Source organism: Caulobacter sp. GW821-FHT11E11 (genome assembly GCF_058808315.1).
Window position 1 is genome coordinate 499,736 of sequence record NZ_JBXARO010000002.1, and the last position, 13,465, is coordinate 513,200.

A 13,465-nucleotide genomic window follows, 5' to 3' on the forward strand; every position below is an offset into this window, starting at 1 on the left:
GGCCCCCGCCTATGGTCCGCGCCGCTTCCAACCGGCTCCCGCCGGACGTTAGCGGGCCGGTAGCTCAGTGGTAGAGCATTCGACTTTTAATCGAATGGTCGTGGGTTCGAACCCCACCCGGCCTACCAATTCAAACCTCTGATCTGACAGAGGTTCTGCGGCGCGAGATACGCCGTGTTCCTGAGATCCACGGTCGAATGCCCGGCAAGGGCCAAGCGATGCGACGCGTCTTTCGCTTGGGCGCCGTCTCGCCAGTTTTTCTCCACCCCCGACCGGGGTTTTCTCATTTGCCCCATTCCCCTGGTAGAGATTTAAGCGGCTCAGTTTCAGCAGCGCCGCCGGGACCCTTCTCCGTTCCGGCGCGTTCAACCTTTGCCTTGAGCTATGTGGCGAGCCCGGACCCTGGACGACGATCAGACGATGACCGCCGACACGGCCCCGCGCCGGCCGTCCGGCTCCAAGGGCAAGCGGCCGCTGTTCCGCAGGCGTTCGGCTATTCCGGGCTTTGGCCTGACGATGGGCGTGACGCTGACGGTGCTGTCGCTGATCGTCCTGATCCCCTTGAGCGCCGTGGTCCTGAAGGCCGCGCAGCAGTCGCCGGCCGAGTTCTGGGCCGTGGCGACGTCGCAGCGGTCGATGGCCGCCTACCGCCTGAGCTTCGGCGCGGCGTTCGTGGCGGCGGTGATCAACAGCATCTTCGGCGTGCTGACCGCCTGGGCGCTGGTCCGTTACGAGTTTCCGGGCAAGACGATCATCAACGCCCTGGTCGACCTGCCGTTCGCCCTGCCGACGGCTGTGGCCGGCATCGCGCTGGCGACGCTCTACTCGCCCAATGGCTGGGTGGGGCAATTCCTGACGCCCCTGGGCATCAAGGCAGCCTATAACCCGGTCGGCGTGACCATCGCCCTGATCTTCATCGGCCTGCCGTTCGTGGTCCGCACCATCGAGCCCGTCCTGCGCGACGCCGCCGAGGACGTCGAGGAGGCCGCCGCCAGCCTGGGCGCCAATCGGGTCGACACCATCCTGCGCATCGTCCTGCCGGCCTTGGCGCCTGCGTGGCTGACCGGCTTCGCCATGGCCTTTGCCCGGGGCGTGGGCGAGTACGGCTCGGTGATCTTCATCGCCGGCAACATGCCCTACAAGTCCGAGATCGCGCCGCTGCTGATCATCATCCAGCTGGAGCAGTTCGAATATGCCCGCGCCGCGACGATCGCCGTCGTGATGCTGGCCGTCTCGTTCACGATGCTGCTGGTCATCAACGCCATCCAGGCCTGGGCGCGGAGGTTCGACTGATGGCTGGCGTGTCTCACCGCAAGGCTACCGACGATCCGCTGTGGGCCAAGGTCCTGGTCATCGGCACGGTCATGGCCTTCCTGGCCCTGGTGCTGATCCTGCCGCTGGTCGCCGTCTTCGCCGAGGCGCTGCGCAAGGGCTTTGGCACGGCCTTGGAGGCGATCAACAACACCGACGCCCTGGCGGCCGTGAAGCTGACCCTGATCACCGCCGCGATCTCGGTGCCGTTCAACGCCGCCTTCGGCCTGTGCGCCGCCTGGGCGATCGCCAAGCACGAGTTCCCGGGCAAGTCGCTGCTGATCACCCTGATCGACCTGCCGTTCTCGGTGTCGCCCGTCGTGGCTGGCCTGATCTACGTGCTGATTTTCGGCCTGCAGGGGTGGTTCGGCGACTATCTGGTCGACAACGACATCAAGATCATCTTCGCCGTGCCCGGCATCGTGCTGGCGACCGTCTTCGTCACCTTCCCGTTCGTGGCCCGCGAGCTGATCCCGCTGATGCAGGAGCAGGGGACCAGCGAGGAGGAGGCGGCCGTGTCGATGGGCGCTGGCGGGCTCTACACCTTCTGGCGGGTGACCGCCCCCAACGTGCGCTGGGGCCTGATGTACGGCGTGCTGCTGTGCAACGCCCGCGCTATGGGCGAGTTCGGCGCGGTGTCGGTGGTCAGCGGCCACATCCGCGGCCTGACCAACACCATGCCGCTGCACGTCGAGATCCTCTACAACGAGTACGACTTCGTCGGCGCCTTCGCCGTCGCGGCCCTGCTGTGTCTGCTGGCCGTGGTGACCCTGGTGCTGAAGACCGCGGTCGAGGCCGCCCAGCCGGGCGCGCGCGGCGGCCGCGGCGGACACTGAACGGACTGAAGACCCATGACCATCTCCATCCGCTCCGTCGAAAAGAAGTTCGGCCGCTATCCGGCGCTGAACAAGGTCGATCTCGAGATCAAGGACGGCGAACTGCTGGCCCTGCTGGGGCCGTCGGGGTCGGGCAAGACGACGCTGCTGCGCACGATCGCGGGCCTGGAGTTCCCGGACGCCGGCCAGGTGCTGTTCGACGGGCAGGACGTGACCTTCGCCTCGGCCGCCGATCGCCGCGTGGGCTTCGTGTTCCAGCAATATGCGCTGTTCAAGCACATGACCGTGGCCAAGAACATCGCGTTCGGCCTGGATGTGCGGAAGGGCAAGGACAAGCCCGACAAGGCCGAGATCGCCCGCCGCGTCGACGAGCTGTTGAAGCTGGTCGAGCTGGACGGCCTGGGCAAGCGCTACCCCTCGCAGCTATCGGGCGGCCAGCGCCAACGCGTGGCCCTGTCGCGGGCGCTCGCCGTGCAGCCCAGCGTGCTGCTGCTGGACGAGCCGTTCGGGGCCCTGGACGCCACGGTCCGCAAGTCGCTGCGCAAGGAGCTGCGCCGAGTCCATGACGCCACCGGCGTGACCACCATCTTCGTGACCCACGACCAGGAAGAGGCCCTGGAGCTTGCCGACCGCGTGGCCATCCTCAACAAGGGCGTGATCGAGCAGATCGGCACGCCCGACCAAGTGCATGACACGCCCGAGACCGCCTTCGTCTGCGGCTTCGTCGGCGAGGCCAACGGCTTCGAAGGCCAGGTCAGCGGCGGCCAGTTCAACGCCGGCCTGCTGCGCCTGCCGGCCGTCGGCGTGCGCGAGGGCTCGGCCACGGCCTATGTCCGCCCGCACGACTTCGTGCTGGACGACAGCGGCTTCGAGGTGCGGGTCGAGCGCGCCCACGTGCAGGGCGCCCTGACCACGGTCAACGCCACGGCGCTGGACGGACGTCCCATCGAGATCAGCGCCTCGCGCGCCGAAGCCGCCCGTTTCCAGGGCACGGTGAAGATCGCGGCCCGCAAGGCGCACGTTTACGCTGCCTAAGCTTCTCTCGGTTATACCGGTACCGGACGAACGCGGTTCAACGTAGGCGCGCGTTGCGTCCGGTTGCGCTAAAATCGTCTCAGGACGACTCGGCGGGAGTTCTTAGGTCGCATGGTCATGGTCGAGCCCACCGGCGCCGAGCGTCGCGTCCACCCCCGGATGCCGGCCGCGCGCAAGATCTACATCGTGGATGATCCACGCTCGTGGAAGTGCTCGCTGCTGGACGTCGCCGAGAAGGGCGCGCGCCTGTCGACGGCCGGCATCGCCACGCCGCCGGACAAGTTCATCTTCGTCGATGCGGGCGGACGCCGGGTGCACCTGGCGCATGTCGTCTGGCGCTCGGGCACCGAAGCCGGCGTGCAGTTCCTGCAGACCGAACGCATCGGTCCCCGAGCCGGCGGCGCCGCCGGCGCGCTGGACATCGCCCGCCGCTTCGCCGCGACCCTGACCCCGGAAATCCTTCAGTAGAGTGATCCTTCAGTAGGTCACTGCTGCTGCTGCTGCTGCTGCTGTTGCTGGTGCAGCTCCTGCTTCAGGGCGGCGTCCGGACGGCGACGGCCGCCGGCGAAGCTGGGACGGGCCATGCGCAGGAATTCCGGCTCGGCTATCGCCGCGCGGGCCCGGCGCACCGTGACGCCCACCGCCAGCTGGCTCTCGGCATTGCCCTTGTAGACCCCGCGTGACGGGGTGACGTCGGCATAGTCGCGGCCGACGGCCACGGCCACGTGCCGCTCGCAGGTCATCATGTTGTTGGTCGGATCCAGCCCCACCCAGCGCAGGCTGGGCAGGAAGACCTCGACCCAGGCGTGGGTGGCGTCGGGGTCCGAGCGATCGCCGGCGTCGCGGTCGGTGAACAGGTAGCCCGAGACGTAGCGCGCCGGGATGCCCCACTCGCGGCAGACGGCCAGCATGATGTGGGCGAAGTCCTGGCAGACGCCGCTGCCGGCCTCGAGGGCCAGGTCGATCGGGCTGTCGGCGTCGGTGACGCCGGGCTGGTAGTCGAAGGCCTTGTAGATCGTTTCCGACAGGGTGCGGACCGCCGTCAGCGGGTCCTTGCGCTTCAGGTCGTCCAGGTCATGCGACTTGATGAAGCCGCGCAGCGCTTCGGTGGTCTCGACGAAACCGTGCGGGCGCAGGAAGTCGAAGCACTCGCCGCGCACGAACTCGCTGCGCAGCCGGTCCCATTCGCCCATGTCCAGGTGGTCGGGACGTTCGCCGGTCGGCTCGGTCTCGACGGCCGAGCGGGCGATGATGGTCAGCTTGTCGTGCGGCTGGGGCACGTCGAAGTGATAGACGGCGTTGCCGAAGCTGTCGGCGTACGAGAACACTTGGGCGGCAGGCTCCAGGTCCAGCTCGAAGCTGACCAGGCGTTGGCGGGCGGTCTTCTGGGGCTGCATCCACAGCTCCATCAGGCTTTCCCGGACGGGCTTCTCGTAGTGGTACTGGGTGACGTGGCGGATTTCGAGCAGCACTGGATTCTGTCCTAGGCCGGAAGACGCATTTCGAGCGGATAGGCCACGAACGTCTCGTAGATCGCTTCGTGGATGCGGGCGCACTCGTTGACGACGGTGGTCAGTAGCGGGCCGGCGCCGACGGCTTCCAGCTCGTCGAGGTCGGCGAACTGTAGGCGGGCCTTGAGGCGGCCAGCCAGGCGTTCGGGACCGGCGCGCTCACCGCCGCCGCCGCGGGCCATGGCCGACAGGTGCTGCTCGATCTGGGTGGTCGCGAAGCGGATCGAGCGCGGGAAGTCCTCGTCGAAGACCAGGAACTCCAGGATGTGCCGGGGCTCGATCTCGGCGGTGTAGACCCGCAGATAGGGCTCCAGCGCGCAGGCCATGCGCAGCACGCTGACCAGGGCCACGTGGTCGTCTACCTGGCCGTGGGCCGGGCTTTCGGCGAAACAGACCTCCAGCAGGCGCGAGACCAGCTGGGCGCGCTCCATGTAGATGCCCAGCATCATGAACCGCCAGCTTTCGCCGTGGCTCATGGTGGTGTCGGCCGCGCCCTTGAACAGGTGCAGGTCGGCGATGACGTCGTGCAGGAAGTTGGCCGAGCCGTCCGAGAACTCCTTGCCGGCCTTGGCGTCTGTGACCTTCAGGTACAGCAGGTTCAGCCGCTCCCAGGTCTCGGTGGTGATCTGGTCGCGCACCTGGCGGGCGTTCTCGCGGGCGCGGGCCAGGGAAGAGACGACAGAGTTGTGGTCCTGACGGTCCAGCACCAGGGCCTGGGCGGCCTCGAACGAGTTGATGCTTTCGCCGTCATTGGCCTCGCCGACGGCGGCCATGGCGATCCAGACCGCCTGGGTCCCGGAGTCGGTCTGGTCCAGCTGGGCGTTCAGCATGACCGATGACAGGCGCGACAGGTGCTCGGCCCGTTCGATGTATCGACCTAGCCAGTAGAGGCTGTCGGCCACGCGCGCGAGCATCATGGGCGGGCGCTCCCGTTCGTCTGGCCATTGGAGTGGCCGTTCTCTTCAGTCAGAACCCAGGTGTCCTTCGACCCGCCGCCCTGGCTGGAATTGACCACCAGCGAGCCGCGCTTCAGCGCTACGCGGGTGAGGGCGCCAGGCGTGACGATGGTCTTCTCGCCCGACAGGATGAAGGGACGCAGATCGACGTGGCGCGGCTCGATGCGGCCGTCGACCAGGCAAGGCGCGGTCGACAGCTGGATGGTCGGCTGGGCGATATAGTTGTCGGGATCGGCCTTGATCGCGTCGGCGAAGTCGTCGCGCTCCTTCTGGCTGGCGTGCGGGCCGACCAGCATGCCGTAGCCGCCCGAGGCGCCGACCGCCTTGACTACGTACTTGTCCAGGTTCTCCAGCACGTGGCTCATCTGGCGCTTCTCGCGGCAGAGGAAGGTCTCGATGTTGGGCAGGATGGCGTCTTCGCCCAGGTAGTAGCGGATGATGTCGGGGACATAGGCGTAGACGGCTTTGTCGTCGGCGACGCCGGTGCCGGGGGCGTTGCAGATCACCACATTGCCCGCGCGATAGGCGTTGAACAGGCCGGCCGCGCCCAGCGAGCTGTCGCGCCGGAAGGTGAGGGGGTCGATGAAGTCGTCGTCGACCCGGCGATAGATCACGTCGATCCGGCGGATGCCGCTGGTCGTGCGCATGTAGACCATGTTCTCGTGCACCACGAGATCACGGCCCTCGACCAGCGGCACGCCCATCAGGCGGGCCAGGTAGGCGTGCTCGTAATAGGCGCTGTTGTAGACGCCCGGCGTCAGCACCACGACCTGCGGCTCGTTACGCCAGTCGGCGGCCATGCTCTTCAGCGTCGACAGCAGCAGGTCGGGATACCGCTCGACCGGCCGCACGCCGGCGGCGCGATAGGTGCCGGGGAAGGTGCGCTTGGCCGCGTCGCGGTTGGCCAGCATGTACGAGACGCCGGACGGGACGCGGAGGTTGTCCTCCAGCACCGCGAACTGGCCGTCCTGGCAGCGGATCAGGTCGCTGCCGCAGACATTGGCGTAGGCCTTATGCGGCACATACAGGTGCTGCATTTCGCGGCGGTACGAGGGCGCGCCCAGCACCAGCTCGCGCGGCACGACGCCGTCCATCAGGATCTGCTGGTCGCCATAGATGTCGGCCAGGAACAGGTTCAGCGCCTGCAGCCGCTGGGTCAGGCCCGCTTCGATCCGCTTCCACTCGTCGGCGGGGATGATGCGCGGGAACAGGTCGGTCGGCATCACCCGCTCGGTGGTGTTGTCCGCGCCATAGACCGTGAAAGTGATGCCCTGCAGCAGGAAGGACCGCTCCAGCGTCCGCTGGCGGCCCGCCAACTCTTCCGCGCCCAGGGTCGACATACGCCCGTGCAGCGGATCGTAGTGCGGCCGGACCTCGCCGTCGGGCGTGAACATCTCGTCGTAGGCGACCCCCGGCAGGTACGCCGCCTCCGTCATCGGCAGGGTTGGTGCGTCGTCCAGGGTTTGGGTCTTCGCCGCCACGCTTTTGTCCACGTTCTCATTGCTTTGGACGCGCCGCTGGAGGCGCCGCGTCATCCCGACTCTAGAGCGTTGCAAGCGTCTCGCGCGGCGGATTCGTCGTTCGCCGCGAAGATGCGCACGACTGCCCAGCATTTGGGCGCCGATCGCTCGCTTTGAGAAGCGCCGCTAGGGTCAAGTTCGTTGCATTTCCTGTCGTGACACGGCGCAAACCCCAGACTACAGCAGGGGCGGGGGCGCTTCGCGCGGGGAACGTGATTTGGTGCTTGGGCGGACTTCCCTCGCGTTGACGGCGGTGACTTTGCTGGCGGCCTCGGCTGCCCGCGCCGACGAACCGATGGCCCAGATCCAAGGCGTCGACGACAAGGCCTTGCGCGAAGCCATCCAGCGCGCCCTGACCGAATCCAAGCATCCGGCCCAAAGCCGCGCCGAAGCCCGCCGCCGCGCCCGCCAGGCCGGCGAAGATTCCATCGCCGTGCTGCGCGCCGAAGGCTACTACGCCTACACCGTCGAGCCCGACGTTCTGGACGGCGAGCCGCCCCGGGCGGTGGTCAAGATCACGCCCGGCCCGGCCTTCGTCATCGCCGATCCGCGCATCGACTGGTCGGGCGCGCCGCCCGACGAGGGCACCCGCCAGCGCGCCGCCGCCGCCATGCGCCTGACCCAGGGCGAGCCCGGCCGCGCCGCCGACGTCGTTGGCGCGGAGGGGCGCATCGTCGCCCAGGTCGCCAAGCTGGGCTATGCCGACGCCGCCGCCGAGCCGCGCGAGGTCATCGTCGACCACGCCGACCACACCGTCCGACCGGCCTTCAAGATCGCCTCGGGAACCCTGGTCCGCATGGACGGCATTGAGGTCGTCACCAAGGGCCGGACCAATCCCGCCTGGGTCTCGCACCTGGCGCCGTGGAAGGCCGGTGAGGTCTACGATCCCGAAGACGTCGCCGAGCTGGAACGCCGCCTGCGCGACACCAGCGTCTACGACTCGATCTCGGTCTCGCTGGCCGAACCGGAGAAGGCTACGCCCGAGGGGCTGCGGCCCGTCGTCGTCACCCTGGCCGACCGCCGCTCGCGCACCATCGAAACCAGCGCCGGCTATTCGACCAGCGAAGGCGCGGGCGTCGACGTGCGCTGGAGCCGCTACAATCGGCTGAAACGCGCCGACACCACGACCTATGCGGTGCGCTTCGCCAAGCTGGAGCAGCGGCTGGGCGCGGAGATCTCGCTGCCCCACTGGCGGCGGCCGCAGCAGACCCTGAAGCTGAACAGCTCGGTCTTCCGCAACGACACCGACGCCTATAACGAAACCGGCGCCACGGTCGGGGTCGACCTGACCAAGCGGCGGCAGACCACGTCCTATCGCACCTTCGGCGTGTCGATGGACCTGTCCCAGACCAAGGAGCAGATCAGCCGCAACGGCTCGGTCGCGGGCCGCAAGCTGAATCTGGTCACCGTCGCGGGCCTGGCGGCCTATGCCTGGGACTTCTCCGACAGCATCCTGGATCCCAAGCGCGGCTGGCGTCTGGAGGCTCGCGGCGAGCCGACCTACGTGGTCGGCGACACGACGCTGCCGTATCTGAAGCTGACGACCCAGGGCTCGATCTACCTGCCGGTCGGCAAGGGCGCGAGCACCGTGCTGGCCACCCGGGTCAAGCTGGGCGCCATGCTGGGCGGCAGCATTCCCGACGTCCCGGCCTCACGGCGCTTCTACGCCGGCGGCGGCGGCTCGGTGCGCGGCTACGCCTACCAGGCCATCGGCCCGCGTCTGACCGACAACACGCCCCAGGGCGGCGTCTCGCTGGTCGAGACCTCGTTCGAGCTGCGCCAGAAGATCACCTCGAAATGGAGCGGCGTGGCCTTCATCGACGCCGGCGCCATCGGCAGCGGCAAGACCCCGCGCCGCGAGGACTTCCGGGCCGGCGCCGGTTTCGGTGTCCGTTACGACCTGGGCTTTGGCCCGATCCGCGCCGACATCGCCGCGCCGCTGGGCCGCCGCAAGGGCGACCCGGCGTTCCAGATCTATCTCAGCATCGGGCAAAGCTTTTGAGCCAGGAGCAGGACAAGCCTGACCTGACCGAAACGGTCGTCCACGCCGCCGAGGCGACGGGCGAGGCCGCGGTGAAGGTCGCCAAGAAGGTCGGCTGGGGCGGCGCTCTGCTGATCGCCTCGGCGATCCTGGCGGCCATCCTGATCGTCATGGCCGGCGGCCTGCGCTTCGTCCCGATCACGCCGCAGGGCCGGATGTTCCTGGAGGCCCGCGCCTCGGGCCTGAAGCTGGGCCGGATCGGCAAGCTGCATATCGAAGGCCTGTCGGGCGACATCTGGAAGGACTTCGGCGTTCGCCGCCTGACCATCACCGACGAAAAGGGCGTCTGGCTGGAGGCCCACGACATCCGGGTCGCCTGGCGCGCCACCGAGCTGTTCGGGCGCCGCTTCCACGCCGAGCGCGTCGACGCTCGCGACGTCATCGTCCTGCGCCGTCCGACCATGACGCCCAAGGGCCCCAAGTCCGGCGCCGCGCCGGTGTCGGTCGATCTGGACGCCTTCAAGTTCCGCCTGGTCACCCGGCCCGAGTTCAGCGGCCGCGAGGGTGACTTCGACGTCGGCGGCGACTACGAGATGGCCCGGCAGGGCGGGCAGAAGGGCAAGCTGGCCGTCGCCTCGCGCCTGCATGTCGGCGACCACCTGAACCTCGACTTCGACCTGGGGCGCTCCAAGACCCTGCACTTGAAGGCCGACGCGACCGAGGCCAATGGCGGCGCCATCGCCGGCGCCCTGGGCCTGCCGGCCGACCGCACCTTTGACCTCAAAGCCAAGGCCGACGGCACGATCAGCCGCGCGGCGTTCAACATCCTGGCCCGCTCGGGCAAGACGATCCCACTGCAGGCCGACGGCGCCTGGACCGAACAGGGTGGCTCGGCGCGCGGCCGGCTGGACCTGGGCGCCTCGCGCTGGACCGAGCGGCTGGAGAAGATGTTCGGCCCCGAGGCCAACTTCACGCTCGACGGCAAGAAGGCCACCAAGGACGGCCTGTCGAACCTGAACCTGGACATCCGCGCCCAGAACCTGACGCTACAGGGCCACGGCCTGGCCGACCTGGCCAAGAAGCGCACCGGTCCGGACGGCATCGCCTTCACCGCCCAGGTCGCAGCGCTGAAGCGCATTGTGACCATCCCGCAGATGGGCCGCGGCCTGGTCGACGGCGTCTTCCGCCTGGAGGAGGGCGGCTTCTCGGTCGAGGGCGATGTCGACGTCGCCGACCTGGAGTTGCTCGGGTACCGCCTCAAGCGCGCCAAGGGGCCGGCCATGGTCCGCCTTGCCAAGGGCGAGCTGGAGATCAAGGCGGCGGCGACCTCATCGGGCGGCGGCGGCACGGGCTTGCTGGCCCTGCTGGGATCCAGCCCCAAAGCGACCTTCGAGGGGGCGCGGGTCAAGGGCGGGCGCTTCCTGATCAAGGCGGCCCGCATCGACGCCCCGAACCTGATCGTCACCGGCAAGGGCGAGCGCGGCGTGCTGGGCGGCCTGTCGTTCGACGGCGAGATGCGCGTGGCCAGCATGGGCCCGGTGCGCGCCGGCGCGAAGGGTTCGCTGCTGGCCAAGTGGACGGCCTCCAGCTTCGCCAACCGGCCGTGGAGCTTCACCGTCGACAGCCGCGCCGCCAACTTCGCCACCGGCTATGCCGAGATCGACCGCCTGCTGGGCGCGACCCCGCGTCTGGCCGGCAAGGGCGCCTGGAACGATGGTGTCCTGAGCATCGCCGACGCCAAGCTGGACGGGACCAACGCCAGCCTGAAGTCCTCGGGCAAGATGACCGTCGCCAAGGCCCTTGGCCTGGACTTCAAGCTGGACTGGACCGCGACAGGTCCGTTCAGCGCCGGTCCGGTCGAGATCGCCGGCAAGGCGGCGGGCGACGGCCACATCGGCGGCACGCTGGCAGCGCCGCAGGCCGAGCTGAACGCCGACTTCGACAGCATCGACCTGCCGCGCCTGCCGCTGACCAAGGCGCACCTGACCCTGACCTTCGCGCGCGGCGCCAACGCCACTGACGGCGTCGCGGCGCTGCAGGCCGACAGCCAGTACGGCCCGGCGCGCGGCCGCACGGCCTTCCGTTTCTCGCAAGGCGGCATCGAGCTGTCTGAACTGGATGTCGACGCCGGCGGCGCAAAGGCCAAGGGCGCGATGTCCCTGCGCGACGGCCTGCCGGCCACCGCCGACCTGACGCTGGCCGTCGGCCCTGGCGCCTTCCTGCCGCAAGGCCAGGTCAAGGGCTCGGCCAAGCTGGTCGACGCGCCCGGCGGCGGTTCGGCCGCCGCGACTCTGGACCTGACCGCCGAGGAGGTCGCGTTCGGCGCCTGGAAGGTGCGCTCGGCGCGGATCAAGGCCGACGGCCCGCTGGCCCGCCTGCCGCTGTCGATCGACGCCCGCGGCGACGCCCCCGGCGGTCGCTGGCGCATCGGCGGCACGGGCGAGCTCGCCCAGGCTGGCAAGGCCTACGACCTGGCCCTGGATGCCGCCGGCCGCATGGGCCGCACCGAGATCAAGACCCGTGAGACGGCCAAGATCCATTTCGGCGACGGCCCGACCCAGGCCCGCCTGCGCCTGGCCATCGACAAGGGTCGCGCCGACATCGACGCCGACATTGGCGGCGCGACGGCGATGCTCAAGGCCGAGTTGGCCGACGTGGCCATCACCGCCTTCAACCCCGACCTCGAGGGCGACATCAACGGCGCCTTCAATCTGCGCGGCCAAGGCGAGACCCTGACCGGCGACTTCGACATGCGCCTGGCCAACGCCCGCGAGCGCGGCGCCAAGATCGAGCAGTCGCTGGACGCCAAGATCCATGGCGACCTGACCGACAACCAGCTGACCATCGTGGCCGACGGCGACAACCGCCAAGGCCTGAAGGCTGAAGCCAATCTGGTGCTGCCGGTCGAGGCCTCGGCCAAGCCGCTCAGCCTGGTCGTCAGCAAGAAGCGCGGCGTGCAGGGACGCTTCTCGGCCCAGGGCGAGATCAAGCCGCTGTGGAACCTGTTGATGGGCGCCGACCGCTCGCTGTCGGGCCGGATCAACCTGCAGGCCAGCCTGGGCGGCACCCTGGCCGACCCGCGCCTGATCGGCCAGGCGACCCTGGACAATGGCGGCTTCGAGGACGGCCAGACCGGCCTGCGCCTCAAGAACGTCACCCTGCGCTCGGCCCTGGCCGACAACGCCATCGACGTCAGCCAGGCCATCGGCGAGGATGGGCAGGGCGGCACGATCTCAGGCGCCGGACGCATCAGCCTGGCGCGTGACGGCGTCGGCAGCTTCAAGCTCGACCTCAAGGGCTTCCGCCTCATCGACAACGACCTGGCCTCGGCCGTGGCCACCGGCTCGGCGACCGTCAACCGCTCGGCCGACGGCAAGATCAAGCTGGCCGGCGCGGTGACCATCGACCGCGCGGACGTCTCGGCCCAGAGCAAGACCCCGGTCGGCGTCGTGGCCATGGACGTCATCGAGCGCAATCGCCCGCAGGACCTGGACCAGGGCCTGCAGCGCCGCCCCAACACCGGCGGCATGATCCTGGACCTGGATCTGAAGGCCTCGCGCCGGGTGTTCGTGCGCGGCCGCGGTTTGGACGTGGAGCTGTCGCTGGACGCCCATGTCGGCGGCACCTCGCTGGCCCCGTCGCTGAGCGGCGTCGCCCGCGTGGTGCGCGGCGAGTACGACTTCGCCGGCAAGCGGTTCGAGTTCGACGACGACGGCACGGTCTATCTGTCCAGCCAGCTGGACCGCATCCGCCTGGACCTGTCGGCCTCGCGTGAGGACGCGTCCCTGACCGCCGTGGTGCGGATCCAGGGCACGGCGGCCAAGCCGGAGATCACCCTGACCTCCAAGCCCGAACTGCCCAGCGACGAGGTGCTCAGCCAGGTGCTGTTCGGCTCGTCGGCCGCCCAGCTGTCGCCGATCGAGGCCGCCCAGCTGGCTTCGGCCCTGGCGTCTCTGGCCGGCGGCGGCGGCTTCGACGTGATCGGCAACCTGCGCAGCTTCGCGCGGCTGGACCGCCTGGCCTTCGCCGAGAGCGCCACGGGCATGACGGTGTCGGGCGGCAAGTACGTGACCGACGACGTCTATGTCGAGATCATCGGTGGCGGCCGCGAAGGTCCCGCCGCGCAAGTCGAGTGGCGGATTCGCCGGACCCTGTCGCTGGTCTCCAGGATCGGCGGCCAGAACGACGCGAAGCTTTCCGTTCGCTGGAGAAAGGACTACTAAAAGGCAAGGCTGTTGCGCGGGCGACCGGTTACCTCATCAGAGGTGAGCACGTTTTACCCGCGGCCCTTGGTTATCGTGACTGAGGGAGGACC

Annotated in this window: 9 protein-coding genes and 1 tRNA gene; 7 read left to right on the plus strand and 3 right to left on the minus strand. The window is 69.0% G+C overall.

The window, feature by feature from the left end; translation table 11 throughout:
* Window positions 1-53: 53 nt before the first annotated feature.
* From AC1RR5_RS06430 to AC1RR5_RS06450, 5 genes are all read left to right on the plus strand, one after another.
* Window positions 54-128 (plus strand) — tRNA-Lys (locus tag AC1RR5_RS06430).
* Between the two features lie 292 nt (window positions 129-420).
* Window positions 421-1,293 (plus strand): sulfate ABC transporter permease subunit CysT, encoded by an 873-nt coding sequence (gene cysT, locus AC1RR5_RS06435; RefSeq protein ID WP_492920315.1) that lies wholly within the window; start codon window positions 421-423, stop codon window positions 1,291-1,293.
* On the plus strand, window positions 1,293-2,147 hold the full coding sequence (gene cysW, locus AC1RR5_RS06440; RefSeq protein WP_492920316.1) for a sulfate ABC transporter permease subunit CysW: 855 nt from the start codon (window positions 1,293-1,295) through the stop codon (window positions 2,145-2,147). The genes cysT and cysW overlap by 1 nt, the downstream gene beginning before the upstream one ends.
* Before the next feature lie 15 nt (window positions 2,148-2,162).
* On the plus strand, window positions 2,163-3,182 hold the full coding sequence (locus tag AC1RR5_RS06445; RefSeq protein WP_492920317.1) for a sulfate/molybdate ABC transporter ATP-binding protein: 1,020 nt from the start codon (window positions 2,163-2,165) through the stop codon (window positions 3,180-3,182).
* Window positions 3,183-3,293: 111 nt separating this feature from the next.
* A complete protein-coding gene (locus tag AC1RR5_RS06450; protein ID WP_454716727.1) occupies window positions 3,294-3,650 on the plus strand; it encodes a PilZ domain-containing protein in 357 nt (118 codons plus the stop codon).
* Between the two features lie 17 nt (window positions 3,651-3,667).
* Here AC1RR5_RS06450 and AC1RR5_RS06455 read toward each other — a convergent pair whose 3' ends face one another.
* Genes AC1RR5_RS06455 through AC1RR5_RS06465 form a run of 3 tightly spaced genes read right to left on the minus strand, consistent with a single transcriptional unit; the run spans window position 3,668 to window position 7,130 of the window.
* Complete coding sequence (locus AC1RR5_RS06455; protein WP_492920318.1) at window positions 3,668-4,654, minus strand: transglutaminase family protein; 987 nt, start codon at window positions 4,652-4,654, stop codon at window positions 3,668-3,670.
* A gap of 11 nt (window positions 4,655-4,665) precedes the next feature.
* Complete coding sequence (locus AC1RR5_RS06460; RefSeq protein ID WP_492920320.1) at window positions 4,666-5,610, minus strand: alpha-E domain-containing protein; 945 nt, start codon at window positions 5,608-5,610, stop codon at window positions 4,666-4,668.
* Window positions 5,607-7,130 carry a circularly permuted type 2 ATP-grasp protein gene (locus AC1RR5_RS06465; protein WP_492920322.1) on the minus strand — a complete coding sequence of 508 codons (1,524 nt, stop codon included), beginning with the start codon at window positions 7,128-7,130 and terminating at the stop codon, window positions 5,607-5,609. Before AC1RR5_RS06465 ends, AC1RR5_RS06460 begins: the two co-directional genes overlap by 4 nt.
* Window positions 7,131-7,386: 256 nt before the next feature.
* Here AC1RR5_RS06465 and AC1RR5_RS06470 point away from each other — a divergent pair, with 256 nt between their 5' ends.
* Both AC1RR5_RS06470 and AC1RR5_RS06475 read left to right on the plus strand, forming a co-directional pair.
* Complete coding sequence (locus AC1RR5_RS06470; RefSeq protein ID WP_492920324.1) at window positions 7,387-9,171, plus strand: autotransporter assembly complex protein TamA; 1,785 nt, start codon at window positions 7,387-7,389, stop codon at window positions 9,169-9,171.
* Window positions 9,172-9,242: 71 nt separating this feature from the next.
* On the plus strand, window positions 9,243-13,373 hold the full coding sequence (locus AC1RR5_RS06475; protein WP_492920575.1) for a translocation/assembly module TamB domain-containing protein: 4,131 nt from the start codon (window positions 9,243-9,245) through the stop codon (window positions 13,371-13,373).
* Window positions 13,374-13,465 lie beyond the last annotated feature (92 nt).